Source organism: Rhodococcoides kyotonense (assembly GCF_900188125.1).
GTDB lineage: Bacteria > Actinomycetota > Actinomycetes > Mycobacteriales > Mycobacteriaceae > Rhodococcoides > Rhodococcoides kyotonense.
Genome location: NZ_FZOW01000014.1, coordinates 39,685 through 64,544 on the forward strand (window position 1 = coordinate 39,685; position 24,860 = coordinate 64,544).

The 24,860-nt window shown below is 64.4% G+C and carries 22 protein-coding genes and 1 tRNA gene; 13 read left to right on the forward strand and 10 right to left on the reverse strand.

Translation table 11 applies throughout. The annotated features are described in order from the left end of the window. The first annotated feature begins 55 nt into the window (after positions 1-55). The 6 genes from CHB96_RS21315 (at position 56) to CHB96_RS29775 (ending at position 6,457) form a co-directional block, all read left to right on the forward strand. Positions 56-1,462, forward strand: a complete 1,407-nt coding sequence (locus tag CHB96_RS21315) for an acyl-CoA dehydrogenase family protein (protein WP_089250211.1) — start codon at positions 56-58, stop codon at positions 1,460-1,462. Between the two features lie 39 nt (positions 1,463-1,501). Next, positions 1,502-2,725 (forward strand): acyl-CoA dehydrogenase family protein, encoded by a 1,224-nt coding sequence (locus tag CHB96_RS21320; protein WP_089250015.1) that lies wholly within the window; start codon positions 1,502-1,504, stop codon positions 2,723-2,725. Positions 2,726-2,872: 147 nt separating this feature from the next. Then, the gene (locus tag CHB96_RS21325; RefSeq protein WP_089250017.1) at positions 2,873-3,208 is read left to right on the forward strand and encodes a YciI family protein; all 336 of its coding nucleotides are present in this window, start codon (positions 2,873-2,875) and stop codon (positions 3,206-3,208) included. A 12-nt stretch (positions 3,209-3,220) separates the two neighbouring features. After that, complete coding sequence (locus CHB96_RS21330) at positions 3,221-4,471, forward strand: RNA polymerase sigma factor (RefSeq protein ID WP_089250019.1); 1,251 nt, start codon at positions 3,221-3,223, stop codon at positions 4,469-4,471. Positions 4,472-4,574: 103 nt separating this feature from the next. Next, positions 4,575-6,215 (forward strand): AMP-binding protein, encoded by a 1,641-nt coding sequence (locus tag CHB96_RS21335; RefSeq protein WP_089250021.1) that lies wholly within the window; start codon positions 4,575-4,577, stop codon positions 6,213-6,215. 89 nt (positions 6,216-6,304) lie between these two features. Continuing rightward, positions 6,305-6,457 (forward strand): hypothetical protein, encoded by a 153-nt coding sequence (locus tag CHB96_RS29775; RefSeq protein WP_176444413.1) that lies wholly within the window; start codon positions 6,305-6,307, stop codon positions 6,455-6,457. On the opposite strand, the gene CHB96_RS21340 is transcribed toward CHB96_RS29775, so the two are convergent. From CHB96_RS21340 to CHB96_RS21355, 4 genes are all read right to left on the reverse strand, one after another. Further along, positions 6,454-6,945 (reverse strand): heme-degrading domain-containing protein, encoded by a 492-nt coding sequence (locus tag CHB96_RS21340; RefSeq protein WP_089250023.1) that lies wholly within the window; start codon positions 6,943-6,945, stop codon positions 6,454-6,456. The genes CHB96_RS29775 and CHB96_RS21340 overlap by 4 nt on opposite strands. Before the next feature lie 68 nt (positions 6,946-7,013). Next, positions 7,014-7,373 (reverse strand): ArsR/SmtB family transcription factor, encoded by a 360-nt coding sequence (locus tag CHB96_RS21345; RefSeq protein WP_089250025.1) that lies wholly within the window; start codon positions 7,371-7,373, stop codon positions 7,014-7,016. Next, complete coding sequence (locus CHB96_RS21350; RefSeq protein WP_089250213.1) at positions 7,291-8,598, reverse strand: MFS transporter; 1,308 nt, start codon at positions 8,596-8,598, stop codon at positions 7,291-7,293. The genes CHB96_RS21345 and CHB96_RS21350 overlap by 83 nt, the downstream gene beginning before the upstream one ends. Positions 8,599-8,691: 93 nt before the next feature. After that, positions 8,692-8,768 (reverse strand) — tRNA-Met (locus CHB96_RS21355). 495 nt (positions 8,769-9,263) lie between these two features. On the opposite strand from CHB96_RS21355, the gene CHB96_RS21360 reads away from it, so the two are divergent. Next, on the forward strand, positions 9,264-9,881 hold the full coding sequence (locus tag CHB96_RS21360; protein WP_089250215.1) for a transglycosylase family protein: 618 nt from the start codon (positions 9,264-9,266) through the stop codon (positions 9,879-9,881). Between the two features lie 141 nt (positions 9,882-10,022). Here the strand turns inward: CHB96_RS21360 and CHB96_RS21365 are convergent, their stop codons facing one another. Further along, on the reverse strand, positions 10,023-13,001 hold the full coding sequence (locus tag CHB96_RS21365) for a UPF0182 family protein (RefSeq protein ID WP_176444414.1): 2,979 nt from the start codon (positions 12,999-13,001) through the stop codon (positions 10,023-10,025). Positions 13,002-13,221: 220 nt separating this feature from the next. Between CHB96_RS21365 and CHB96_RS21370 the strand changes: the two genes are divergently transcribed. Continuing rightward, on the forward strand, positions 13,222-13,821 hold the full coding sequence (locus tag CHB96_RS21370) for a PPA1309 family protein (protein ID WP_176444426.1): 600 nt from the start codon (positions 13,222-13,224) through the stop codon (positions 13,819-13,821). Between the two features lie 53 nt (positions 13,822-13,874). On the opposite strand, the gene CHB96_RS21375 is transcribed toward CHB96_RS21370, so the two are convergent. Beyond that, on the reverse strand, positions 13,875-14,897 hold the full coding sequence (locus tag CHB96_RS21375; RefSeq protein WP_089250029.1) for a YlbL family protein: 1,023 nt from the start codon (positions 14,895-14,897) through the stop codon (positions 13,875-13,877). Between the two features lie 181 nt (positions 14,898-15,078). Between CHB96_RS21375 and CHB96_RS21380 the strand changes: the two genes are divergently transcribed. The 3 genes from CHB96_RS21380 (at position 15,079) to CHB96_RS21390 (ending at position 18,862) form a co-directional block, all read left to right on the forward strand. Continuing rightward, positions 15,079-16,470: a zinc-dependent metalloprotease gene (locus CHB96_RS21380; RefSeq protein ID WP_089250031.1), complete on the forward strand. Its 1,392-nt coding sequence runs from the start codon at positions 15,079-15,081 to the stop codon at positions 16,468-16,470. Positions 16,471-16,609: 139 nt separating this feature from the next. Further along, complete coding sequence (locus CHB96_RS21385; protein WP_245865998.1) at positions 16,610-17,479, forward strand: hypothetical protein; 870 nt, start codon at positions 16,610-16,612, stop codon at positions 17,477-17,479. Positions 17,480-17,542: 63 nt separating this feature from the next. Beyond that, positions 17,543-18,862, forward strand: coding sequence for an ABC1 kinase family protein (locus CHB96_RS21390; protein WP_089250035.1), 1,320 nt, complete (start codon positions 17,543-17,545; stop codon positions 18,860-18,862). Positions 18,863-18,899: 37 nt separating this feature from the next. Here CHB96_RS21390 and CHB96_RS21395 read toward each other — a convergent pair whose 3' ends face one another. Next, positions 18,900-19,187 carry a WhiB family transcriptional regulator gene (locus CHB96_RS21395; protein WP_176444427.1) on the reverse strand — a complete coding sequence of 96 codons (288 nt, stop codon included), beginning with the start codon at positions 19,185-19,187 and terminating at the stop codon, positions 18,900-18,902. Positions 19,188-19,837: 650 nt separating this feature from the next. After that, on the reverse strand, positions 19,838-21,964 hold the full coding sequence (locus tag CHB96_RS21400; RefSeq protein WP_089250037.1) for an ATP-dependent DNA helicase UvrD2: 2,127 nt from the start codon (positions 21,962-21,964) through the stop codon (positions 19,838-19,840). Positions 21,965-22,046: 82 nt separating this feature from the next. Here CHB96_RS21400 and CHB96_RS21405 point away from each other — a divergent pair, with 82 nt between their 5' ends. Further along, entirely contained in the window at positions 22,047-22,325 is a 279-nt protein-coding gene (locus tag CHB96_RS21405) for a mycoredoxin (protein WP_089250221.1), read from the forward strand. Here the strand turns inward: CHB96_RS21405 and nudC are convergent, their stop codons facing one another. Both nudC and CHB96_RS21415 read right to left on the reverse strand, forming a co-directional pair. After that, entirely contained in the window at positions 22,326-23,228 is a 903-nt protein-coding gene (gene nudC / locus CHB96_RS21410; RefSeq protein ID WP_089250223.1) for an NAD(+) diphosphatase, read from the reverse strand. Between the two features lie 47 nt (positions 23,229-23,275). Further along, on the reverse strand, positions 23,276-24,343 hold the full coding sequence (locus CHB96_RS21415; RefSeq protein WP_089250039.1) for a potassium channel family protein: 1,068 nt from the start codon (positions 24,341-24,343) through the stop codon (positions 23,276-23,278). A gap of 128 nt (positions 24,344-24,471) precedes the next feature. Between CHB96_RS21415 and CHB96_RS21420 the strand changes: the two genes are divergently transcribed. Then, positions 24,472-24,858, forward strand: a complete 387-nt coding sequence (locus CHB96_RS21420; RefSeq protein ID WP_089250041.1) for a DoxX family protein — start codon at positions 24,472-24,474, stop codon at positions 24,856-24,858. The last annotated feature ends 2 nt before the right edge of the window (positions 24,859-24,860 follow it).

Below are 24,860 nucleotides of genomic sequence, written 5' to 3' on the forward strand. Positions count from 1 at the left end.
ATCTTACTCGGGAGTAAGGTTGGCGGAGTCCGAGCCCGACACCGAGAAACAGCTGGTGATCATGAGCAAGCAAGACAGTGTGATCGAGACGAAGCGCAAGGCGCCTCGCGACACATCCGCAATCGGCCTCAATCCGATCAAGCGGGATGCCATCGGCACCGCCATGCGCGTGCTCACGGCCATCACCGGATCGGAGTTGGCCGAGAAGTACAAGATCCGGCAGAGCATCGACCGGGTCACCTACGAAGGCACCAAATCGGGATTCAAGACCCTCGGTGCCGCAACGCGCACGTTCGCGAAGGTGACCGGCGGCGAGAAGCCCAAGCGCCTCGACGACGCAGCGGTCAAGAATCTCGACTACTTCGACCTGACGCCCGACGACGAGCAGCGCATGATCGTCGAGACCGTCGAGGAATTCGCCGACGAGATTCTGCGGCCTGCAGCGCACGACGCCGACGCATCCGCGTCGTCCCCGGAAGATCTCGTCCGCCGCAGCGCGGAACTGGGCATCACGCTCATCAACGTCCCGGAAGAGCTCGACGGCGCCGCCACCGAGCGTGGCGCGGTCACCAACGCGCTCGTCGCCGAAGCTCTCGCCCACGGAGACATGGGACTCGCGTTGCCGATCCTCGCACCGAGTGGTGTCGCAATCGCACTGACGCAGTGGGGAACCGACGCGCAGCAGCAGACCTACCTACCTGCGTTCGTGGGCGAGAAGGTACCGAATGCGGCGGTCGTCGTGAACGAGCCCCGCGCGTTGTTCGATCCGTTCGCGTTGCAGACCAAGGCAGTTCGCTCCCCCAGCGGGTACAAGCTGAACGGCGTCAAGAGCGTCGTACCCGCCGCGGGCAGTTCCGAACTGTTCGTCGTCGCGGCGGAGCTGGACGGGCGCCCGTCGTTCTTCATCGTCGAATCGGACACCAAAGGCCTTGTCGTCGAAGCGGATCCGAGTATGGGCCTCCGCGCTGCCGGCCTCGGCAGACTGCACTTGACGGACGTCGCCGTCCCCGAATCCGCGCTTCTCGGTGACGGTGACGCCGACCAGCGAGCCCTCGACTACGCCGATGCGATCAGCCTGGCTCGATTGGGATGGTCGGCACTCGCCGTCGGCACCGGCAAAGCCGTCCTCGACTACGTGATCCCCTACGTCAACGAGCGCGTGGCGTTCGGCGAGCCGGTCAGCAACCGTCAAGCCGTCGCGTTCATGGTCGCGAACATCGCGATCGAGGTCGACGGCCTCCGATTGGTGACGCTGCGTGGAGCCTCCCGCGCCGAGCAGGGTAAGTCGTTCGCACGCGAAGCCGCACTCGCACGACGCCTCGCATCCGAGAAGGGCATGCAGATCGGCTCCGACGGGGTGCAACTACTCGGCGGGCACGGGTTCACCAAGGAACATCCGGTGGAACGCTGGTACCGCGATCTGCGCGCCGTCGGCGTCGCCGAAGGCATCGTTCTCATCTGATTCGCCCATCACCTCGAGACAGAGAACCAAGGACACACGATGATCAATCTCGAACTCCCCAAGAAGCTTCGGGCACAGGCGAATCAGGCGCATCAGGTCGCAGCCGAGATCTTCCGGCCCATCTCCCGCAAGTACGACCTCGCCGAGCATGCGTACCCGGTCGAACTCGACACCATGGCCTCGATGGTCGAGGGAATGTCCGACGCGGGCAACGACATCGGCGGTGCAGCGGGCGGCCGCGAGAAGGACAGCGAGTCCGCACCGAAGCCGAGCAAGACAGCGAACGCCAACGGCGGCAACATGTCCGCGCTCGTCAACGTCATCGAGACGTGCTGGGGCGACGTCGGACTGACCTTGTCGATCCCGTATCAGGGCCTCGGTAATTCCGCGATCGCAGCAGTCTCGACCGACGAGCAGCTCGAGCGATTCGGCAAGGTGTGGGCCTCGATGGCGATCACCGAATCCAGCTTCGGTTCGGACTCCGCCGCCGTCACGGCCACCGCTGTTCTCGACGGCGACGAATGGGTGCTCAACGGCGAGAAGATCTTCGTCACGGCCGGCGAGCGGTCCACCCACATCGTCGTGTGGGCGAGCGTGGACCGCTCGAAGGGTCGCGCGGCGATCAAGTCGTTCGTCGTTCCTCGCGATGCTCCTGGACTGTCCGTCGCACGTCTGGAGCACAAGCTCGGGATCAAGGCGTCGGACACGGCAGTGCTGCTGCTGGAGGACTGCCGCATCCCCAAGGACAACCTGCTCGGTTCCGCCGAGGTCAACACCGAGAAGGGGTTCGCGGGCGTCATGCAGACGTTCGACAACACCCGTCCACTCGTCGCGGGCATGGCGATCGGTGTCGCACGTGCTGCCCTCGAAGAACTGCGGTCGATTCTCGACGAAGCAGGTGTCGAGATCTCGTACACGAAGCCTGCGTACAACCAGCACGCTGCCGCTGCGGAGTTCCTCCGCCTCGAAGCCGATTGGGAGGCGTCGCATCTGCTTGCCCTGCGGGCCGCATGGATGGCCGACAACAAGGAGCCCAACTCGTTGCAGGCGTCGATGGCCAAGGCGAAGGCCGGGCGTTCGGCCACCGATATCACCCTGAAGGCCGTCGAACTCGCCGGAAGCTACGGCTACTCCGAACGACTGCTCCTCGAGAAGTGGAGTCGTGACTCCAAGATTCTCGACATCTTCGAGGGCACTCAGCAGATCCAGCAGCTCATCGTCGCACGTCGTATACTCGGAAAGACGTCCGCCGAACTGAAGTGATCGCACCGATCGAGAAAAAGCCCGCAGCACGAGCGCTGCGGGCTTTTTCTCGTTCCTCCGAAAGTTTTTTCGGTGGCCGTGTCGAAAGCGCGTCACTCCGTTCGTCTTACATCATGTAAGCGGAGAGACACTCGACAGGAGACCACCATGAAGTACATGTTGCTGATCAACGCACCCAGTGCCGACTTCGACAACGGCTGCACGCCCGAGGACTGGATCCAATTCGGCAAGGAGATGCAGGACGCCGGTGTCTTCGTGACGGGCTACTCCCTCGCCGATCTGACCAGCGCCACGTCCGTGCAGGTGAACGACGGCGGGCAACGCAGCATCACCGACGGCCCGTTCGCCGAGACTCGTGAGGTACTCGGTGGCTTCGAGGTCATCGACGTCCCCGACCTCGACGCGGCACTCGAGTGGGCGGCGCGCTGCCCGGGTTCTCGGGGCGGCGGTTCGGTGGTCGTCCGGCCGATCGCAGAATTCTGAGGTAGTCAGGCAATGAGCGTCGGTATGTCGCTGGAGTCGGTGTTCCGCGAGGAGCACGGGCGGCTGCTGGCCACGCTCGTTCGTCGCTACGGTGATCTGCAGCTCGCCGAGGACGTCGCCTCGGAGGCGATCGAGTCGGCGCTGACGCATTGGCCGGTCGACGGAGTTCCATCGAAGCCCGGCGCGTGGCTGCTGACCGCAGCCAGGCGTCGGGCCGTCGACAGGCTTCGGCGCGACTCGGCATATGCATCCAAGATCGCTCTGCTGCAAGTGGATCGCGACCGGGCCGACCACGCGCCTGCCGCCGACGCGTCGGACCAGGAGTTTCCCGACGAGCGGTTGCAGTTGTTCTTCACGTGCGCACATCCAGCGCTCGGTCCCGACGATCGGGTGGCGCTCACGCTGCGATGTCTCGCTCACTTCACGACGCAGGAAGTGGCACGGGCGTTCTTGATCCCTTCCTCCACTGCCGGTCAACGAATATCGCGGGCGAAGAAGAAGATTCGCGACGCCCGCATCCCGTTTCGGGTTCCGAGTGACGGCGAGCTCGCGCATCGCCTGCCGGGCGTGCTTCAGGTCGTGTACTCGATCTTCACCGAAGGCTACGCAGCATCGTCGGGCGAGGATTTGATCCGCACGGATCTCGCCGACGAAGCACTTCGCCTCGGCCGGATCCTCCACACCCTCATGCCTGCTCAGCGTGAGGCGACCGGTTTGCTTGCCTTGATGCTGCTGACCCATGCACGACGCGCCGCACGAACCGGCCCCGACGGAGAGATCCAGCTGCTCGAGGAACAGGATCGCAGACTCTGGGACCGGGAGATGATCGCCGAGGGCAGTGCCCTCGTCGTCGAGGCCCTGACCGGAGGCGCTCCTGGGCCGTACTCGGTGCAGGCAGCGATCGCATCGTTGCACGACGAGTCGTCGGACGCCTCGACTGTGGATTGGCCACAGATCGCCCAGCTGTACGACGTGCTCCTGGCTCTCGACCCGTCACCCGTCGTCGCGCTCAACCGTGCGGTGGCCATCGGGATGAGGGACGGCCCCGACGTCGGGCTGACACTGCTCGACGGGTTGGCCGACGACCCACGCATGACGTCGTACTACCCTTTCGCCGCAGCTCGCGGTGACCTACTTCTGAGGTCGCAGCGGTACGGCGAGGCAGCGCAGCAGTTCTCCGAGGCATACGCACTCGCGGGCTCCGATCCGGAGCGACAGCTGATGCGACGACGGCGGGCCGACGCCGAGAATTGTGACCGGTGAATCCGGATCGGGCTTTTCGCTCCCGAGCGTTGTGCTTGTTCACTACCATCGTTTCTCGCACGACGCTGTTGGATCACCGAACCGTTCTCGGGGGGAGACGAACATGTCGGTAGGACACAGAGTGAGACGCCACAGGACTTTGTCGCACATCATCGACAGCGTGGGTGCTGTTCGGGTCATGCGACGGTCGGGCCTCATCCCGTTCCCGCGGATCGACCACGGCATCGCATCGATTCGTGCCGTCGGCAAGTACGGCCCGTTCGCCGGACCCGTTCATGCACATGCTCATAGTGACGCCGCCGACACCATCGCCCTGATCGACGAGGCAGGTAGCTTCTCCTACGCTGACCTCGAGCGCAAGTCCAACGCCCTCGTTCGAGGATGGCGAGCCGACGGAACAGGCCCCGGATCGGTGATGGGCGTGATGGCACGCAACCACCATCTGCTGGTGGTGACGATGCTGGCGGCCGCGAAAGGCGGTATTCGGCTCGTCATGATGAACACGGGCTTCGCTCCCCCGCAACTGGCCGACGTCGCGGCCCGAGAACAGGTACGCGCGTTCGTGTTCGACGACGAATTCGCACCCGTCGCAGCCGCGTTGTCGCCGGCTGTGAAGCGATACGTCGCGTGGACCGAGACGCCCGACTCGGGTGACACGACGCTGGCGTCGATCCTCGAACTCGAGTCGACGTCGGATGTGCCGACGCCGTCGGTGCAGGGCGGTTTCGTGCTGCTCACCAGCGGGACCACGGGCACTCCGAAAGGCGCGCCGCGGGACCACACGTCTCCTCTGGCGTCTGCTCAATTTCTCGATCGTGTTCCGTTGCGACGCGGACGCACGATGGTGATGGCAGCGCCGATCTTTCATGGAACAGGGTTGTCGCAGTTCGCACTTGCACTCGCACTGGCCGACACCGTCGTGATGAATCGGACATTCGATGCCGAGAACACCGTCGAACTTCTCGCTCGGCATCGAGCGGACTCGCTCGTGCTCGTACCCACCATGCTGCAGCGCATCGTCGACCTCGGCCCCGACGTTCTCGCGCAGTACGACACGTCGGCACTACGCATCGTCTTCGCCGCGGGATCGTCGATCTCGCCTGATCTGTCGCGTCGCACGGCCCGCGCGTTCGGGCCGGTACTGCACAACCTGTACGGCTCCACCGAAGTCGCCGTCGCCACGGTGGCGACACCCGAGGAACTGGAACGAGCGCCCGGTACGGCGGGACGGCCACCCGTGACGTGCCGGGTCCAACTGTTCGACTACGACGGCACACCCGTCACCGCGGCTGGAGCGGTCGGACGAATCTTCGTCTCGAGCGGTCTCAGCTTCTCGGGCTACACCGACGGCAGAGACAAGGAGCGCATCGACGGAATGCTTGCCACCGGCGACGTCGGGCACTTCGACGAGAACGGATTGCTGTTCGTCGATGGCCGTGACGACGACATGATCGTCTCGGGCGGCGAGAACGTCTACCCACTCGAGGTCGAGAACATCCTGGCGGACCGAGAGGATGTCGTCGAAGCCGCCGTCGTCGGTGTCGTCGATGCGGACTTCGGACACCGATTGAAGGCATTCGTCGTGCCCACCGTGTCGTCGACGAGGGACGTGACCGAGATCAAGAAGTACGTGGGGACCACCCTCGCTCGGTACAAGGTTCCGCGCGACATCGTCTTCGTCGATCGACTCCCCCGCAACGCCACCGGTAAGGTCCTCCGACGCGCTCTCACCGACATGGGTTAGGCCACCGCCGTTTCGCGATCCGAGAGTGACTGGTAGAGAAGTGGGTACACGTGCATCGAGTGCACGACGGTAGCGGAGGAGAAGCGAACATGTCCGAGTGGACAAAGAAGATCAAGGACGAAGCCAAGGGTCTGATCGCCGAGGCCGAGCAAGAGCTCACCGTTCTCGAGGGCGGCGACACCGTCGACCTCACGGCCGACGAGACCGACGGCGACGCCGCTACCCCCGAAGAGAAGCGCTAGCTCTTCGAACGAGTCGCGTGCGCTGCCAGAGCGTCGACGACCATGCGATGGTCGTCGGCCTCGGCGAGGCCGGACACGCCGACCGCACCGACGAGCGACCCTGCTACCCGAATGGGCACCGCGCCACCGGCAGCCGCGAACGTACCGCGGTCGTATCGGGAATCGGTATCGAAGTTACGACCGTCGGCACGGTATTGGCAGCCGACGCCGTATGACGAAAGATTGTGGCGCCGAACGACGTTGAACTTCCAGCCAACCCAGTCGTCGTTCACCGCACTGCTTCCGGCGAGCGCCGAATGGAACACTCGCTGGTCCCCGAACACGATGGACACCACGATCGGCAGCGACTTCTCACGTCCCGTGGCAGCCAGAGCCGATCCCACAGTCCACGCGTCGTCGTAATCGAAACGCTGGAAGTCGAGCAGCTTCTCCTGCTCCAGAACCTGCTCGTATTCGCGAGCCCACCCGCTGAGGTCGTTCACATCCATCGCTTGTCGTCCTTCTGTTCGCCGAAACCGGAGACCAAAAGTCTATATGTCCTGACAAACAAGGCGGCTCAGCGGTGCGAGGGTTCTCCGGTCACACGATGATCGGCGTAGTTGAAGCCCTCGCGAACCAATCTGGCGAGGTGGCCGTCGACGATCTGATACACCACACGTCGACCGTCACGCGTGGTATCGACCATTCCCGTGAAACGCAGCTTGGCCAGATGCTGGCTGACCGCGGTGCGCGAGGCACCACTGAGCTCGGTCAGCGCTGTGACGTCGGACGGCCCCTGCGCGAGAATCCACAACAGATGCAGCCGGGTGGGATCGGACAACATTCGGAAGATCTCACTGGCGGACTCCAATCGGTCTCGATCCGGATTCGCTTCGTGATCGAGACTCGGAGACACCGAGTTCACCGACTCCGTCATGGCCACCTCCCTTACCTGGCCCGCGCTGCTTTTCGGATCTCCACAGCTTCGACGCAGCAATCGTGCCCAGTGTAGCGAGCACGGCAAGCACGGTCGTCGACGTCTGCTGACCGAGACCGGCACCCACCCACCCCGCGATCGGATAGGTCAGCAGGAAACAGGCGTGAGACAGCGAGAACTGGGCGGTGAACAGAGGAGGCAATCCGTCCGTCCCCGCGCTGCGACGAATCACTCTCGCCGTCGGAGTACCGATCGCCGACGCGCACGCACCCGCCGCGACCCAGAGAACGCCGATCCAGATCCATGCGGCGGGCCCTGGAGTCGCGACAACGGAGAACACGGCAGTACTCGCCGTCACGATCGACGCGCCGCAGCAGCCGGCAAGCATGACCGATCGGTCCGAGATTCGCGTCAACAACCGAGGCAGAGACAGAGCGACGACGATCGAACCCCCACCGAAACACCCCAGCAGCAAGGCCACGGAACCGGCCGATCCGCCGAGACGCTCGCGGGCATGGACGACGGTATCGACCACTACAACGCTTGTCACAGCCGCAACCACGAGGTTCATCGCCGCTATGCCGCGCAGCGAAGGTCGTGTCGCGAACTCACGGACTCCCGCGGTGACTCGAGTTCGGAAACTCCCGTCGTCGGACGGCGTCGTCGCTGGAAGGTCTGTTGTCACGACGAGAATCATCGAGGCGACGAACCCGAGTGCGGTTCCGACGAACAGCGCATGGAACGAGACGACGGACAACAGCACCGCCGCCATGAGCGGACTGACGATCGACTCCAGGTCGTATGCGAGCCGAGACAGGGAAAGGGCACGGGTATAGGACGGCTCGTCTCGCAGCACCGTCGGGATGATCGATTGAAATGCAGGTGTGAACGTCGCCGACGCCGCCTGAAGAACGAAGACGAGGGCAAATATCTGCCACGGCCTGTCGACGAACGGCAACACCAGCGCTACCGCCGCACGTACGACGTCTGCCGCAACGAGAACGGTCTTGCGACTCAGACGGGCTCCCAGCGCCGACGCCACGGGTGACACCGCGACGTAAGCGATCATCTTGATCGCCAGCGCTGTTCCCAGCACGGCGCCTGCGCGATCGCCTGCGATGTCGAATGCAGCAAGCCCGAGTGCGACGGTCAGCAAGCCGGTACCGATCAACGCCACTACTTGCGCGACGAACAGACGACGGAACCGAGGATCGGCCAGAGGCATGAACACAGAATAGTCCATCGAGTGCGCACACGCGCACATGACGAACCGAGAAAACAGAAAGGACCGACACTCCACGAGTGCCGGTCCTTCGATTGGTAGCGGGGACAGGATTTGAACCTGCGACCTCTGGGTTATGAGCCCAGCGAGCTACCGAGCTGCTCCACCCCGCGTTGCGAACGCAAAGTTACCGGACGATGACGAACGAATGCAAATCCGTTGCATCTCGCACCGAAGTACCCGCGAATCCTCCGGCACGGCACCCGAACTACGCGGTCCGATACACAAAAACCAGTGCCCCGCATCACTTCTTTATGGTGATCTAAGTCACATCACAACGGTGTAACGAAGCGGAAACGAATGCATCGCAACGCCCTTCCACCAGCGTGAATATCGTTCTCGGTCCCAATATGTGGACAGGACCGCCATCAAATCTCTGTGTGACGTCACGAAAATATGGGACTACCTTCACGACCGGCCCTACAAAACAGGACCGAAACCGCTTCCGCCGCTGCGACGCTCTGCCCCGCGGGAGCCGGTTCCCCGATTTGCACGGGGGCAGAGGCGCGAGCAGTGCGAACTCGTGATCGTTCGTACACATCAACGAGACACATCGACCGATGTACGTCTCCGACATGCGCAGGCAAGCGCGGAGAGGATTCACCCGCATGACCACACACACATCATTCGGAAAGCGCGCTCTGGGATGGGCTGCCGTCACCGGCGCCGTCGTTGCGATTCCCCTCGGCCTTTCCATGGGCACCGCCAACGCAGCCCCGCACAACTGGGACGGCGTCGCACAGTGCGAGAGCGGTGGTAACTGGGCCATCAACACCGGCAACGGCTACTACGGCGGTCTGCAGTTCACGCAGAGCACCTGGGAAGCCAACGGTGGCAGCGGATCGCCCGCCAACGCTTCGAAGGCCGAGCAGATCCGCGTCGCCGAGAACGTCCTGCAGACCCAAGGCGTCGGCGCATGGCCCGTGTGCGGTGCCCACCTGGCCAGTGGCGAGTCCACGGCTGCTGCCGAGGTCGCACCTGCCGTGCAGGCAGCACCTGTCGTCGAGGCACCGGCTGCTCCTGTCGTGGAGGCACCCGCCGCACCGCAGCTGCCGGTCGCACCGGAGTACCAGGCAACCGCTCAGCAGTACATCGACCACGCAACCGCGGTCGCGCAGAACGGATTCGACCAGGCATCGGCATTGGCGAACCAGTACGGTGTCGGCGCGCAGTTCGACCAGGCCGTTGCAGCTGCATCGCCCGTCCTGGCATCCCTCGGTCGGTAGATCCTTCGACCGACTCCGACTTCGGATCGTTCTCTGATCCGAGATACGAAGCGGCGCCGTCACTTAAGGAAGAGAGTGACGGCGCCGCTTCGGTTTTCAGTTGTGCAGGATCTCCGTTGTCACAGGCGCTTCAGCCTGCGATCAACTACCACCGTTCTGGTACGAGTCGATCGCCTGCTGCAGGGCCTCGAACGCTGTACCGAGTCGACCCAGATCGCCGCTCTGCTGAGCGGAGCGTACCTCGGCCAGCGCGGAGTCGAGACGTTGCACCGCAGCGGAATTCGGCGGCTGACTCTCGGTTGGGGCACCGCTCGGCGGTGTCGTCGCCTGAGTCTCGCCTTGCGGTTCGGTGGGCTCCGTCGTCTGCTGCGGTTCGGCTGCATTTCCGCCGGGTGCCGTAGCAGCAGAACCTGTTCCCGCTCCGAAGACTTGATCGAGCGCTTCCGAGAGTCTCGCGGCGTAGCCGACGCGCACACCACCATCGACACCTGGTTCGCGATAGCTCACCAGGACCTTGGTCAGCTGCGGGAACGATGTCGCTGCATTCTTTCGAGACGTGTAGAGCGGCTCGACGTACAGAATGCCGCCGTCTGCGATGGGCAGTGTCAGCAGGTTGCCGTACTGGAACTCGTTCGATTGCTCCAACAGAGTTCTGTCCGACGCCACTCGCGCATCGGACACCATCGATGTCTGCGCCTGCTGGGGACCCTGTGTCTGAGTCGACGTCGGTAGCTGGAGAACGGTGAACTTGCCGTAGTTCTCCGGATCCGACCGGACCGAGATGTACGCGGACAGCAGCTGGCGGTTGAAGCCGACCATCGCGCTCGTGAGCCGGAACGACGGCTCACCGGTCTCCGGATCACCGATCAGAACGTAGTACGGCGGCTGGTTGAGCTCACTGCCCGTGCCGCCCTCGCCTGTCGGGTCGCTGGGGACCGACCAGAACGCGTTGTTGGTGAAGAACTCGTTCGGGTTGTCGACGTGGTACTTCGCCAACATCTCACGCTGAACCTTGAACAGATCCTCGGGATACCGGAAGTGCGCACGTAGCTCGTCCGGGACGTCCGACGACGGCTTGACCGAGTCGGGGAAGACGCCCATCCACGCGTTGAGCACCGGGTCCTTGTCGTCGACCTGGTACAGCGTCACAGATCCGTCGTACGCGTCGACGGTGGCCTTCACCGAGTTGCGGATGTAGGACACTTCTTCCTTCGGAAGCGGCCTGCCGGTCGCCGACTCGACACTGTCCACCGTCAGTCCATCCAGCGACGCGCGCTGAGCGTACGGGTAGTCCTTCAGCGTGGTGTAGCCGTCGACGATCCAGACGATCCGGCCGTCCACGACTGCCGGGTACGAATCCGTGTCCGTGGTCAACCACGGTGCGACCTTCTGGACGCGATCGCGAGGATCACGATTGAACAGGATCTTGGAGTCGTCACCGATCGCGCCGGAGAACAAGATGTTTCGTTCGGCGTACTTCGCAGCGAACGCCAGTCGGTTGAACCAGTTACCCACCGGCACACCACCCGCACCGGTGTACGTGTAATTGGAATCGTCCGTGTCGTACTCACGATCACCGGTTCCCGTGCCACCGACGATTGCGTAGTCGGGATCGGCCTGCGCGATGACCTCGCCGTAGTAGATACGCGGCTGATCCACGGGAATGACCTGTTCCGTGCCCAGCGACGCGACGTCACTGACGGTGTAGATGGGGTAACCGCTGTTGCTGCTGGCGCCCTCGGACGTCGGGTCCTGGACGGCAGCGTTGACACGGTTCGCCGGCGCTGCGACGAATCCGTTGCCGTGGGTGTACACCGTGTGGCGGTTGATCCAGTCGGTCTGGTTACCGGTCAGCGACTGCGGGGACAGTTCGCGCGCCGCGACGATGTAGTCCTGCAGCTGACCGTCGATCTCGTACCGGTCGATGTCCAGCGTGTCCGGGAAGCCGAAGAAGTTCTTGAGCTGCTGCTGCTGAGTGAACGTGCGCGACAGGATGTTCGGGTCGAGCAGACGGGTGTTCGCGATCGTGGTGATGTCCGCCTGGCTCTCGCGCGGATTCTGCGAGCTCTCACCCGAGTAGTCCTGATACTCGACCTGGTCGTCACCGATGCCGTAGGCGTCACGCGTTGCCGCGATGTTCCTCTCGATGTATGCGCTCTCCTTCTCGGCTGCGTTGGGGCGCACCGAGAACTGCTCCATCAGCAGCGGGAAGACCGCGCCGACGAGGATCGACGACAGCACGAGCAACGCCGTCGCCAATGCAGGCACCCGAAGATCGCGGAGAAAGATCGCCGCGAAAAATGCTGCAGCACAGATCAATGCGATGGCGAGCAGGATCAGCTTCGCCGGCAGAACAGCGTTGATGTCGGTGAAGCCTGCGCCGGTGAACGTCGGTTCCTTACGGCTGCTCGACAGCAGCGAGTACCGATCGAGCCAGTACGCCACTGCCTTGAAGAGAACGAACAATCCGGCCAGCACCGCGAGCTGAATTCGGGCTGCACGCGTCAGAGCGCCCTCACGTCCCGCGAGTCGAATTCCGCCGAAGACGTACTGCGTCAACAGATTGGCGAAGAACGCGATGAGCGTGGCGACGAACAACCAATTCAGGACGAAACGGTAGAACGGCAGATCGAACGAGTAGAAGCTGACGTCGAGACCGAACTGCGGATCCACCCGGCCGAAGTCACCGCCGTTCAGGAACAGCTGAACGGCAACCCAATTGGTCTGCGCGATCAACCCGGAGATGACGCCGAACGCCACGGGGATGCCGATTCCGAACAGACGAAGCCTGCTCATGACGGTCGTTCGGTACCGAGCGATCGGATCGTTCGGTCCCGCAACGGGAACGAAGACCGGCCGATTGCGGTACGCCAGCAGCAGAGCCAGGAACACGACGCCGCCGACGAGCAGACCGACGATCAGGAACAGCACCACCCGCGTGACCAGCATCGTCGTGAAGACTTGGCGGAAGCCGACTTCGCCGAACCACAGCCAGTTCGTGTAGGTATCGATAAGGCGCGGACCGACAAGCAGCAACGCTGCGAGGACCAATGCCAATACGAGCAGAATCCGACTCCGTCGCGACAACGACGGTAGACCGGTGGGGGCCCTCATGCCCACGTGCCACACTCCAACTTCGGGCGATACCACTGGTATCGCAGATGGCTTCGGCGACGCACAACGTGCGTCGCCTGTCCGATTTGTGAACCACTGTACGGAACGGTCCGACGACCCGGCCACACCCGTCCGGTCGTCGGTGGCCGAAGAAGGTTCGTTTGCACGTCGATGGGATGATGAGCAGGTGAGCGATTTCGACGACGACCGATTCGACGACCATGAGATGGACATCAGCAGCGAGGGACTCGAGGCGGCTCTCGCACGATGCGTACGTGAGGTCGTCGACTTCGTCGACGCCGAGGGATGGGGTCAGGCGCCGCAGGTCTTCGCGCTGGTTCCGACGTCCGTCCTCGCCGCGGCGGAGCCGGGCCTCCTCGACGACATCGCCGACGGTTCGGCATTGACCCCGATCCAGCAGCACGCGCTGCCCGACGACATCGAGGGTGGATCACCGGCTCTCGAGGAGTTCCTCGCGACGACGAGTTGGCCGGACGGAGTAGTCGGTTGTGCGCTGGTCCAGGAGATCGTCGTGCTTCCCCCGGCCGCGGAGTCGGACCTCGACGACGCCTTGACGCCGCTGCTGGCCGATCGTGACGCCGCCGACGAGGCCGCTCGGATCACTGCCCGGTCGCATCCCGAACGCAAGGATGCCCGCCTGATCGCGGCCGTCGTGAAGGACGGACCGTCGTTGTCACTGCTGCAGATGCAGCCCGACGACGACACGGACCCGTTCGGCCCCACCGAACTGCTGACCTACGACGACCTGGCGCCGAACATCGTCCAGGCGTTGTACGCGACGTTCGACAACGTCGACGAGGACTGACAACGTCGATGGGGCGTGACATCGGCACTCGGCAGGACTTCACGCCGGAAGCCTCAGCACGACGGCGCGTCGCCTCCGGTTCCGATGGACTCGAGGGAATCGATCGCGCCGTCGAGCGAATCGACCTTCACCAGTCGTAGTCCGTCGGGGGTGTTGGCGGTGGCCTCGTCGCAGTTCTGCGCCGGAACGAGGAACGTCGTGGCACCGGCCTCGCGTGCGGCGATGAGCTTGTACGGAATGCCGCCGATGGGTCCGACGACCCCGTCGTTGTCGATGGTGCCGGTTCCGGCGACGAACTCGCCGTTGCTCAGCTCGCCGGGGCTGAGCTTGTCGACGACGGCGAGAGAGAACATCAACCCGGCCGACGGTCCACCGACGTCGGCGAGGTTGAACGTGACGGTGAACGGGACGTCCGGCTCTTCCGTCGGCGTCACGCCGAGGTAGCCCTTCTCCGCGTCGTCCGGTCGCGCGCCCAAAGTCACGGACTCGTCGCGCTCGACGCCGTCGGAGGACACGCGCATCACGATCACGTCACCGGGTGCGTGTGCGCTGACGACGTCACGCACGCCGGAGACCGTGTCGATCGCTGCGCCGTCGATCGAGATCAGTCGATCGCCTTCGTTCAACCGTCCCGCCGCAGGTCCGTCCGCCGCGACCGTGCCGACCGTCAACGCGAGCGGATAGCCGAGGTGACGAAGCGCAGCGAGCTCCGCACTGTCCTCGGATTGTTCGAAATCGGCCTGATTGCCTTCTTGCACTTCTTCTTTGGTCTTGTCCGGTGGATACACCTCCTCGCGGGGCACGAGTCCTTGCCGACCGCTGGCCCAGAATCCGAACGCCTCGAAGATGTTCAGCTGATCGCGCACTGCCACCGTCGTCATGTTCAGATGGCCGGTGGTGGGGTCCACGTCGGCGCCGTCGATCTGTACGACGGGTTGGCCGTCGGCGTCGCCGAGCGTGTTGTAGGTGGGACCCGGACCGAGTGCAGCGAACGGGACGGTGACGACGGTGCCTGCGACGCCGAGCACGACAACCGGCACGAGAGCTGCTACGAGAGTGGCGATCCTACGATTCACCCGACAAAGACTAGAACCGCCGCCTGTGGAGCAGATGTGAGACCCCTCTGTGACCCCGGCGTCGGAACACTGTGACACTGGTTCGTCGCCGCGCGGGCGTGGTCACGCGTCGACGGTCGTGTTCGCCGTCAGCGTGACGACCTGCGGTGCCACGAGCCATCTCGCCTTGTACCGTTGAAGTATGAGCAATTTCGGTTTTCAGGGCCCCGACGAGGATCCGGACAAGAAGAAGGATCAGGGCGGAGACGGCAGTCCGGGCGGCGTGCCCGGCGGTTTCGGATTCGGCGGTGAAGGGTTCGACCCCGCCGCACTGGGCCAGATGCTCACCCAGTTCGGTCAGATGCTGAGCGGAATGGGTACCGCAGGTGCCGGAAATGCAGGCCCGGTCAACTACGACCTGGCCACGCAGCTGGCCCGCCAACAGATCGGTACCGTCACGCCCGTCTCGTCAGGCAAGACCGACGCCATCGCCGATGCCGCGCATCTCGCCGAACTGTGGCTGGACGGCTCGACGACGCTGCCGGCCGGCGCGTCGCGCACGGTTGCGTGGACTCCGAGCGACTGGCTCGACAACACCATCGACACATGGAAGCGCTTGTGCGATCCGGTAGCCGCTCAGATCTCCAGCATGTGGACCTCGGGCATGCCACCCGAGGCACAGCAGATGGCAGGCCCGATGATGGGAATGCTGACTCAGATGGGCGGAATGGCGTTCGGGTCGCAGCTCGGCCAGGCGCTCGGCCAGCTGTCGAAGGAAGTACTGACGTCCACGGACATCGGACTCCCCCTCGGACCCAGCGGCGTCGCCGCGCTTCTCCCCGACGCGATCGCGAGCTTCACCGAGGGTCTCGAACAGCCCGAGCGCGAGGTGCTCGTCTTTCTCGCCGCACGCGAGGCCGCACACCAGCGCCTCTACAGCCACGTCCCCTGGTTGCGCCAACGAGTGCTCGCCACGGTCGAGGACTATGCGCGCGGGATCAAGATGGATTTCTCGGCGATCGAGGAAGCCGCGTCGGGACTCGATCCGGCGTCGCTGACCGACCCGTCGAAGATCGAGGAAATACTGCAGCAGGGTGCGTTCGAACCGCAGACCACCCCGGAGCAGAAGCTGGCACTCGAACGTCTCGAGACGATGCTCGCCCTCGTCGAGGGCTGGGTCGAGGTCGTCGTCGGCGAAGCCCTGGGCGAGCGACTGCCGGGAGCAGGAGCCCTCGGCGAGACCATCCGACGTCGGCGTGCGTCGGGCGGCCCGGCGGAGCAGACATTCGCGACCCTCATCGGTCTCGAGTTGCGCCCTCGCCGCGTTCGCGAGGCCAGCGAGTTGTGGCGTCGTTTGACGGCTGCAGCCGGAATCGACGGACGCGACGGCGTGTGGGCACACCCCGACCTGCTGCCGACGTCGTCGGACCTCGACGATCCCGCGTCGTTCGTCGACGGTGTCATCGGCGGTGGCACGAGCGAGTTCGACGACCCGATCGCACAGCTGAAGGCAACCGAGGAGCAGGAGCGCTCGGAACGAGAGAACAAGGGCGACGAGCGACCCGACGGAGACCAGGACACAAGCAAGGAATGACCTCGTGGACGGGGCGGATCGATCATTGTCGATCCGCCCCGTTTTTCGTGGGTACCTGCTGGTCGACGCGTCGGGAGCCTGTGGATAACCAGCTATTTTCGGCACCTGCACTGCCCGCGGTCGTGCAATCGTTCAGCTCGTGACTGCACCTTCGCAACACCGACCACTGCGTCGGCCCAAACTACGCGTCGACGCCTTCGTTCAGCGCGACGGCACGATACGCCTCGGCTGGGACCCCGACCGATCCTTCGTCCTCACCGTCCCGGCCGACGTGACGCCCGACATCGTTCTCGACGTCCTACGCCACATCGACGGCGTGGCGTCACGCGCTCACCTCGTCTGGTACGCGGGGACGGTCGGGATGACCGCGAACGTCACCTCGACGCTGCTGTCGGAACTCGACGAGGCGCAGCTTCTCGTCGAGTGCGCCGACGACGCCGCCCCCGACACCCAGAGTCGATGCAGAACCGTCCGCATCATCGGCCGCGGACCGCTCGGCGACGCTGTGCAGGCCGGGCTCGAGACGTCGTCGATCGTCGTAACCAAATCCAGTCGACCGCCCCGGGAACTGCTGCAGTACGACGAGGGCCGCTGGAACTGCGATCTCGCGGTGCTGACCGACGACCTCGTGCCCGACCCGCAGACCGTGACGGCGCTGGTGACGTCGGTGACCCCGCATCTCCACGTTCGATCGAGAGAAGGTACCGGCATCGTCGGACCGCTTGTCCGGCCGGGTATCTCGAGTTGCCTGCGGTGCCTGGACCTGGAGCGAAGCACGATCGATCCGCAGTGGCCGCACGTGTCGGCACACTTGTTCGGACGGGTGGGCGAGGCATCGAGGCCCACCGTCCTCGCCACCGCAGCGATTGCGCTGGCCCAGATCGACGCATTCACGAGAGATCTGCCGACGTCGCTGACCGACACGACTCTCGAAGTCGACTTGTCGAGAAATCGCATGACGACACGGCACTGGTCGAGGCACCCGCGGTGTGACTGCGCGTTCGTGTGACCGAGCCCGGCGCTCTCACCTGCACTGTGGGCGAGATGGTCGTCGGTCAGACATGATGGGTACGTGCCAGACATTCCTCGTCGGGGATCAGCCCGAACTGCCAAGCTCGCTCGAATTCCCATCGGTATCGCCGGCCGGGCGGCGGTCGGTTTCGGAAAGAAGCTCGCCGGTGGCAATCGAGAGGAAATCGACTCCGATCTTGCCGCCAAGGCAGCCGAGCAGCTCTTCTCGGTCTTGGGCGAACTCAAGGGCGGCGCAATGAAGTTCGGGCAAGCCCTGTCCGTCATGGAAGCTGCCGTTCCGGAGGAATTCGCGGAACCATACAGGGAGGCGTTGACGAAGCTGCAGTCGTCGGCGCCGCCGCTGCCGGCAGCAAAAGTTCACCGAATGCTCGATCGTCAGCTGGGCACGGCCTGGCGATCGCGTTTCACCTCGTTCGACGACACACCGGTCGCGTCCGCCAGTATCGGGCAGGTCCATCGGGCGGTCTGGACGGACGGACGCGACGTCGCCGTCAAGATTCAGTACCCGGGCGCCGACGACGCATTGCGCGCGGATCTGAAGACGATGTCGCGCTTCGCGAGCACGTTCAGCGCGATCTTCACCGGCGCAGACGTCAAACCCGTGCTCGACGAGCTCATCGCCCGCACCGAGGACGAACTGGACTACCGAATCGAGGCCGACAGTCAACGGGCGTTCGCGAAGGAATTCGCCGACGACCCGCAGTTCGCGATACCCCGAGTGGTCGCGAGTGCGCCGAAAGTCCTCGTCAGCGAATGGATGACGGGTACGCCGCTGTCGTCGATCATCGCGTCGGGCACTGCCGACCAGCGCAACGACGCCGGGGCTCTCCTCGCGCTGTTCGCATTCGCTGCGCCTGCGCGCGCGGGGCTGCTGCACGCGGATCCGCATCCGGGAAACTTCATGCTGCTGCCCGACGGACGCCTCGGCGTCATCGATTTCGGAGCGACTGCCCCCATGCCGAACGGTCTACCTCCCGTATTGGGGCGGATGGTGCGACTCGCGCGTGAGGAGCGGTTCGACGAACTGGTGAACCTCTGTGTCGACAACGGATTCGTGATACCCGGCCGAACGGTCACCGCCAAGGAGATCGCGGATTACCTACGCCCGTTCACGGATCCGATCCGCACGGACTCGTTCCACTTCACTCGCGCATGGCTGCAGAAGGCCGCAGGTACGGCAACGGATTTCGACAGTCAACAGTTCCGGACAGTTCGTGCGCTGAACATGCCCGCCGAACACATCATGATCTTCCGAGTGCTCGGGGGCCTCGTCGGGATCTGTGCGCAGCTGGACGCCTACGCGCCCTACATGGCCATCCTGACAGAGTGGATGCCCGGCTTCACCGACGACGTCCGATAGAGGACGGCGCTTGAAAAGCCGGGCATCACAATCGGTTTCACGCGACCTTCCGGTCGGCCCCGTCCTTACGTGGGCGACCGCGAGGCCGCTTGCGTGCGATGACGACTCCCTGATCGAGGATCTCGCCACCCCACACACCCCACGGCTCGGCCCGGTCGAGAGCTGCACTCAGACAGGTCCGACGGATCGGGCAGTCTGCGCACAACGCCTTCGCCTGCTCGAGTTCGGTGGGGTTCTCGGCGAACCACAGGTCGGGGTCGGCCGCCCTGCATGGAACTGCGGCTTCGTCGATCGCGTGAGTTCCGGTGTGCGCGTTCATGGTCATCGATGCGATCGACATTGCGGTCGCAGTGGTGTTCTCGGCCTCGTTACGGCATGTCGTCCGGATCGTGGCGGTTGACACGTCGGTCTCCTCTACTTTTCGTGCGGCGTGTTCACGGTTCTCGAAATTGGTGCGAACCCGTTGGCCGAACGTTCGAATCCGAGAGACTCGTCGAACGAAAAAGGCCACGGTCCGCGTCTGCGGTCCGTGGCTTGTGATGGCTGTGTCGAGAAATCTATCGAGAGTGCTCTCGATATCTTTCTTCGATCACGGACGCGCGGTGTGCGCGGCGGAGACGTGTGGCTGGGATTGCCGTTTTCGCGGCCCAGGCCTCTGCCCGTGCTGCCATACCGGCGAATGCGACGCTGCCTGCAACTCGACCTACGGCGAAGCGGTGGGCGGAATCCCGAACCATCGACCGAGACAGGTCAGCCTCAGTAGCAATGCCTGCAGGGACAACGCCTGCTGTAGGGGCGCAGTACTGGGCAGCGATGAAATTCTTCACGATTCTCCACCTCCTCATCCGAACTCGATCTGGACACAATGAACGCTCACGGACTCCCGTAAGCGGTGAAAACAGACTAAACCTCATGATCGAAAGTGCACAAGTTATTTTCTACCTGGGGTTTTGCGAACTCCGAAGACACGGCCGACTACTTGGTCGACGACTCCCTCACGACAGCAAGGACGTCCTCACCGAAACGCTCGAGCTTCTTCGCGCCGATTCCGGGGATGGCGACGAGCCCGCGATCGTCCTGGGGCTGTTGCTCCGCGATAGCGGTGAGCGTCGTGTCACTGAACACCACGTACGCGGGAACCTTCATCTCTCGCGACTTGTCCAGACGCCACGACTTCAACGCGTCGAGAAGCGCGACATCGACGTCGGACGGATGAGATTCGCACCGGCCCAGCATCGTTGCACCCGTCCCGATCAACGGCTTACCGCACAGTCGACATTTCGGCCCTGACCGCTTGGTCGTCGGCGCGGCGATGCGCGAGGCCGGTGAGTCGTCGGGAATCAGCCCGTTGAGGAACCTCGAACGGCGCCGCGACTTCCTGCCGCCCTCGTTGCGGGCGAGAGCCCACGACAGCTGCAGATGCTCGCGCGCGCGAGTGACACCGACGTAGAGCAGTCGGCGTTCCTCCTCGATGGCGGCCTCGTTGTCGGCACTGGGATCGTTGCCCAGAGCATGCGAGATGGGCAACGTGCCGTCGGCCAGACCGACGATGAAGACCGCGTCCCATTCCAACCCCTTGGCAGCGTGCAGCGACGCCAGCGTCACGCCCTGCACGACAGGTGGGTGCCTGGCCTCGGCGCGTGCGGCGAGTTCGTCGAGCAGACGAGACAGGTCGAGCTCGGGATCCTGACCCAGCAGTTCTTCGGTGACCTGCACGAGTCCACCGAGCGACGCCCACTTCTCACGCGCCTGCGCACCCGTCGGCTCGGTTGCCGTCAGCCCCAGAGGCGCGAGGACAGCGCGAACCAACGACGGTAGACCTGCGCCCGACATGGATTCCTCGGGAAGGTCGTCTCGACCGCCCGCGGTGCGCAATGCCGAAATGCCCTGACGCACTTCGGGTCTGTTGAAGAAGCCTTCACCGCCGCGTACCTGGTAGGCGATCCCGGCGTCGGTCAGCGCCTGCTCGTGCACCTCGGACTGGGCGTTGATGCGGTAGAGCACGGCGATCTCGGCGGGTTCGACACCTTTCGCGATAAGTCGTTTGATCGCCCGCGCGACGCCGTCGGCCTCTGCCGGTTCGTCGTCGTACTCGACGAACTCCGGCTCGGGACCGGCCGGTCTCTGACCGATCAATTGCAGACGAGTACCCGCGATACGCCCGCGCGCAGCGCCGATGACGCGGTTTGCCAGCGACACGACCTCGGGTGTCGAGCGATAGTCACGTTCCAGACGCACCACGGTCGCGTCCGGGAAGCGACGCGAGAAATCGAGCAGGTACCGCGGCGTCGCACCGGTGAACGAGTAGATCGTCTGGTTTGCATCTCCGACGACGGTCAGATCGTCTCGCTCGCCGAGCCAGGCGTCGAGAACTCGCTGCTGCAACGGCGTGACGTCCTGATATTCGTCGACGACGAAACAGCGGTAGCGCTCTCGGAACTCGTCCGCGACGGCGGAATGCTCTTCGAGCGCGGCGGCGGTGTGCAGCAACAAGTCGTCGAAGTCCAGCAGCATGCCGTCGCCGCCGCGCGTCTTGAGATCCTCGTATCCCGCGTACACCGAGGCCACCTTGGCCGCGTCCATAGGAACCTCACGCTTGATGCGTGCGGTGACCGCTGGATAGTCCTCGGGTGCGATCAAAGAGCCCTTGGCCCACTCGATTTCGCCGGCGAGGTCGCGCACTGCATCCGTCGATGTGGATACTCCGGCGCGATGTGCGGACTGGCTGACGAGCGCGAACTTGCGGTCCAGCAACTGCCAGCCCGTGTCTCCGACGACCTGAGGCCAGAAGTACTTGAGTTGCCGCAGCGCCGCCGCGTGGAACGTGCGCGCCTGCACCGGTGGCCCTTCTCCACCGACACCGAGCTCCCGCAACCGGCCACGCATCTCGCCCGCAGCGCGGGCCGTGAACGTGACCGCCAATACCTGACCGGCAGAGACGTGGCCCGCAGAAACAAGGTGCGCAATGCGTCGTGTGATGGTCCGTGTCTTACCGGTCCCCGCACCCGCGAGCACGCACACCGGTCCTCGCGGTGCCGAGACCGCAGCAGACTGTTCGGGGTCCAACCCGGTGATCATCGAGTCCACTGGCATGCCGACCATCATGTCAGGAGGCGCCGACACGATCCGAGCCCGGGCGCACGGCTGGAAGGACGCGAGAAGACTCGATGGAACAACCGTCGTGATGGACGTGTTGAATGCGTGCGTGACCACCACCGAGAATTCCGCGGCCCTGACCATGTACTCCACGACATGGTGCGGATACTGCCGCCGACTGAAGACCCAACTCGACGAGGCAGGCATCACCTATGCCGAGATCGACATCGAGCAGGACCCGACGGCGGCCGAATTCGTCGGCAGTGTCAACGGCGGCAACCATGTCGTGCCGACGGTGAAGTACGCGGACGGCTCGACCGCGACCAATCCCAGCCTCGTCGAGGTCAAGAAAGCTCTGTCGCTGTAGTCAGACCGCTGCGGCCCAGGCCTCGAGCATTCCTCGGGCGATGGAGATGGACCCCGGCAGAAGAAGCCGGGAGTCCGCGTCCGCAGCCCAGTCCCCCAGCTTCAGCGCAGCCTGAACCTCCGCACGCTCGAACCAGTACGCCTCGGCGATCTCGCCGTCGACGAAGTCCAACGGTGCGTCGGGGTCGCCGATCGCGGAGAAACCCAACATGATCGAGCGCGGGAACGGCCACGGCTGACTGCCGAGATAGGTGATGTCGGACACGGAGATTCCGACTTCTTCTCTGATCTCTCGTCCTACGCAGGTCTCCAGCGATTCCCCTGCCTCGACGAATCCCGCGAGAACCGAGAAGCGCCGCTCCGGCCACGCCGGGGCCCTGGCGAGGAGAACCTTGTCGGCACCGTCGTGCACCAAGCAGATCACCGCAGGATCGGTCCGCGGAAACTCCTCGTGACCGTTCGACGTACTTGTCCGCGACCATCCCGCGGCCGAGGGCGTCGTCGCCGCGCCGTCGATCGCGCTGAAGCTCGCGCCAGCATGCCAATTCAGAATCGCGAGAGCGCTCGTGAGAATCGACAGCTCGGTCTCGTCGAGGTACTCCGCGAACGACCGCAGATCGGCGAGCTTGCCGGTGAGGACACCGACACGTTTGGTCCACAGATGACGATCGTCGTGAATTCCGAGAAAAACTGCGTCGAGAGCGGGCTCGGCAGCGATGTCCGTGGCCGATGTGTAGACGATTCCGTCGTCGTCGACGCGGAGTTGACCGCGGTGATCGATCTCGATCACTCGTGCTGTCGACCAACCCGCACGCAGCGCTGCTGTGTCCTTGCGTAGCTCTTCCGCTCGATGGAGAGGAGATCGCGACAGCAGAGGGGGCTGGGAAAGCTCGAAACGTGGCACGGTGAAGACACTATCGCGGTCGAGCACGGACCCGACTTTCTGCGTCGTCACTCACCCACGCGGCGGATGTACAGCAGGCGGTCCGTCGCTTCGACGGCGTCGACCTCCGGCGACCCGACCCGGAACAGCTTGCCGCTCCGCACGACACCGAGAACGATGTCGGTCAGGTGCCTCGGAGAGCCTCCGACCTCGTCGCGCTCCACCTCGCGCTCGGCGATGGCGAAACCGGCTTCGGGTGTCAGAAGATCCTCGATCATCTCCACCACGCTCGGCGTCGACGTCGCGATGCCCAGCAAGCGACCGGCCGTTTCCGACGACACCACCACCGAGTCGGCACCGGACTGCCGGAGCAGATGGGTGTTCTCCGCCTCGCGAATCGCGGCCACGATCTTGGCCTTCGGCGCGATCTCGCGCGCCGTCAACGTCACCAGCACCGCGGTGTCGTCGCGGTTGGTCGCCACGATGATCGCCGCTGCATGCTGTGCACCGGTCAACCGGAGAACGTCCGACTTGGTGGCCGAGCCGTGCACCGTGACCAACCCCATGTTCGACGCGGTGTCCAACACCGTCTGGTCGGTGTCGACGACAACGATCTCCGACGCGGGAACGCCGTCGCCCAGCATGGCGTCGACGGCGGTGCGGCCCTTGGTTCCGAAACCGATGACCACGGTGTGATTGCGCACGCTGCGCCTCCATCGCTGAATTTTGAATGCCTGCCGAGACCGCTCCGTCAGAACCGCGAGCGTCGTACCGACCAACAAGATGAGGAAGAAGATTCGAAGGGGTGTGATCACGAGGATGTTCACCAGGCGCGCCGACGGCGCGATCGGTGTGATGTCCCCGTATCCCGTGGTCGACAGCGACACCGTCGCGTAGTACAGCGCGTCGAGGAACGACAGCTCGTTGTCCTGCGCGTCTCGGTATCCGTCACGATCGATGTACACGATGAGCGCTGCGATGAGCAGCGCCGCGAGCGCAACCAGTATTCGCCGGTAGATCGCTCGCCACGGACTGCTCTGCAGTTCCGGAACACGAAGTACACCGACGAGAGCGAAGTCCGGCCTGTCCGTCAACGTGTCACCGGCGCTCAAGCGAGCGCGCAATCTACCTGCCACGTCGCCTGCCTAGTACGAGATCGTCCACGGCTGGCAGCGTAGCCCTCTTCGGCGACGTCGTAGCGTCGGGCGCGCGAGTCGGTCTCGTCGGAACTCTGTCGGCGACGACCGTGTGGCACGGTGTAGCCATGACACAGGACAAGAGCCGGGCTGCCGCCGTGCGCCTCGCGGTGTTGCTGGGCGGGGCGGGCGTACTGCATTTCGCGACACCGGCGTTCTTCGACATGCAGGTGCCTGCCGCGTTGCCGGGCAAAGCTCGCACCTACACCCAGATTTCGGGCGTCGCCGAACTCGGAGTCGCCGCGGCACTGGTCGTCCCGCGTACCCGTCGACTCGGCGGCACCCTCGCGGCAGCCCTGTTCGTCGCTGTCTTCCCCGCGAACATCGACCTCGCACGACGGTACGTGCAGAGCTCGAAGACGTCCCCTGCCGTCAAGGCCGCGGTGATCGCTCGGCTTCCGCTACAGATCCCGCTGGTGACCGAGGCGCTGAAGGTCCGCCGCACCGCCCGGTAGGC